The 3,060-nt window shown below is 33.6% G+C and carries 1 protein-coding gene; it reads left to right on the forward strand.

Annotation, left to right across the window (positions count from 1 at the left end):
* Positions 1 to 499 precede the first annotated feature (499 nt).
* A partial coding sequence (locus AA088_RS17350; RefSeq protein ID WP_046746311.1) for an SdrD B-like domain-containing protein occupies positions 500 to 3,060 on the forward strand: 2,561 nt, incomplete at its 3' end.

Here is a 3,060-nt window from a genome sequence, read left to right on the forward strand (position 1 = left end):
GTACTATGCTAAATTTGTATCTAACAATAAAATTGCTAGCAAGAAATTTGTTAAAAAATAGATAATAGCAATTACCCTAAACCATAAGAAAAGCCGCAGTAATGCGGCTTTTTTTTATAATTATTTTTTTTGGAATAAGGAAACCTGCAACATGAACGTACATTGATTAAAATAGAAATATTTTTTGTTTTTATCTTAATGAAATAATAAAAACAAAAAAATCTTACAACTACATTAGTAATAAGTGTATATTTTTAAAAAAAGTGTGCGAATAATACAATTATACTCTTCAATATTGCAATATAAATCTTACATAGACTGTTTTTTATCGATTTTTAAAAACACTTTGTCTAATCAGCACAAAAGTGTCAGTGAATTCCGAAATAATAGGAATATTTTCGTCAGTGAGAAATAAGCCGCTCATCCCGAAAACCTAATTATTAATTTAATTTTTATACGATGCATATTGTATAAACTTAGCTAAACAGCAAATCGACTTATGAAAACTAAAATTACTCTAAGTGCATTGGCGCTGCTATTTACGTGCCTCACGCTCAATGCATTTAACAATTCAATTCACAACAACTCAGAACCCATTACAGAAAGTGTTTTAGATGAAAACGCTCCAGCTACTGTAGATTTAAATGGTTTTATATTTGAATTTCTAGGCGTTCAATACAACCTTGACGGAACTTCAACTTGGACATATAGAGTGACAGGTAACGGAGCCCGAAGAGACCTTTCTCACTGGAAACTTAAACTATTCAATCAACATAATGTAACATCATCTTCTCCAAATACATGGGAAGTTCATGTTGATCCTCATTTTAGATACTATGGTATCAAATGGGATTCATCTGTAAGAAAAAATGGAGGAACTAAAACTTTTTCATTTACGTTAGATGGTAGATATGATGTTGGTGATGTAGACTTTGGATACAAAGCAGGAAGAAAACTTTTCCATGGTGTGATTCAAGGACCAACGACACCTTCAGAAAATATAATCTCTGGAACAGTTTTTAATGATACCAATGCCAATGGTGTACAAGATGGAGTAGAAGGGTTTTTACCAGGCGTTGAAGTAAAATTATATGATGATGCAAACGCTAATGGATTGGTAGATGCTGGTGAAGCTCTAATAGATTCAAAAATTACAGATGGTGTTGGTGATTACTTATTCAGCGGTACTTCAGCTTTAAATGTAGTTGTAAAGGCAATGTTACCTGCAAACACTACTGACTTTTCGTATCAAGCGACCACTTCTCTTACAAGCGCACTTCTCTTATCAGCAAATGATATTACTGATGTTGATTTTGGAATCAAAAGAACGCAAGTTGTATTCTATGACATTTCAGGAGTTGTATATGACGACGACAACCAAAACATGATTAATGACAATGAAGCTGGTTTAGTGGGAGTAGAAGTAAAAATGTATCACGATGCAAATGCAAATGCAATATTAGACGCAGGAGAATCTTTACTTGCTACAACGACTACTGATGCAAATGGTGCATACATATTTACGCAAGTAAATGTAACTCACGTAATCATTGAAGTTGTAAAACCTCAAAACACAACAACTTTTGAATATGTAGCAACAACCGATACACAAGAAGCAATCACAATGGTTAATCAAAATATCATTGATGTAAATTTTGGAATTGATCAAATTCAAATCGTAAACTACAATATTTCTGGAACTGTTTTCGATGATAATAATGCAAACGGAACATTAGACTTTGGAGAAAATGTATTAGCTAATGTTACGTTAACGCTATATGCTGACAACGATAACAATGGACGTGTAGGAGCTGGTGATACTGCAATTGGTACAACAACTACTGATAGAGACGGAATCTATGGTTTCTCAGCAGTAACTGTTAAAAACACTTTAGTAGCCGTAACTGTGCCTACAAATACAGGAACTTATACATATGTATTAACAACATCCGCAGAAGTAGTAACAAGCTCATTACTAACTGATGTTACAGGAGTAAACTTTGGTATCAACCAAGAAGAAGTAATCAACTACAACATTTCTGGAACTGTGTATGATGACGATAGTGAAAATGGTATGTTAGATGCTGGTGAAGGAGCTCTCGAAAACATTACGTTGACATTATATGCTGATAATGATAATAATGGACGTATTGGTGCTGGAGATACCATTATTACAACAACAACTTCTGCAGCTGATGGAACATTTAATTTTGCTAATGTTACAACTAGAAATACAATAGTTGCAGTAACTGTTCCAGCTAATGGAGGAGGTTTTATGTACACCTTAACAACAACAGACAGCAGAGTAACAGGTTCGACTACAATTGATATTGTAAATGTAAACTTTGGAATCAATAAAGAAAGTGATTCATATACAATCTCAGGAAATGTATTCAATGATGTAAACTCAGACGGAGATAACACTGGAGATAGTGGATTATCAGGTGTTGAAGTGCGTTTATATGCTGATACAAACCAAAATGGTAGAGTTGACAGAGGAGAACCGTTAATCATGACTACAAACTCTGATAGAAACGGAAACTATCAATTTATTGGGTTAACAGATATATTTGTTATTGTTCAAGTGGTTGTACCTGCAAATACTACTCAATTCCAATACATGGCAACTACTCAAGTAAATGTTGCTTTGAACTCTGGACTTTCTGCTAATAATGTAAACTTTGGAATTAACAGAACAGTAGTAATCTTATATAATATTAGCGGAGTGGTTTGGGATGATGCAAACTCTGATCAAATAAAAGATGCTAACGAATTAAGATTAGGAGGAATTGCTGTAACTCTTTATAACGACGCAAACGCTAGTGGAACAATTGATGTTGGTGATGCGGCAATAAGTACAATTACAACGTCCGATACAGGAGCATATGTATTTACTGGAGTAAACCTTCCAAACGTAATTGTAGCACCTACTGTGCCTTCTAATGGAACATTAACAACATCTGGATTAAGAGCTATTTCTAGTATAAATACAAATGTTGTCAATGCTGATTTTGGTATCAATATAGAAGATAGTTTATACCAAGTAACAGGAGTAGTATT

Origin of the sequence: Kordia zhangzhouensis (assembly GCF_001005305.1) — a bacterium.
Lineage (GTDB): Bacteria > Bacteroidota > Bacteroidia > Flavobacteriales > Flavobacteriaceae > Kordia > Kordia zhangzhouensis.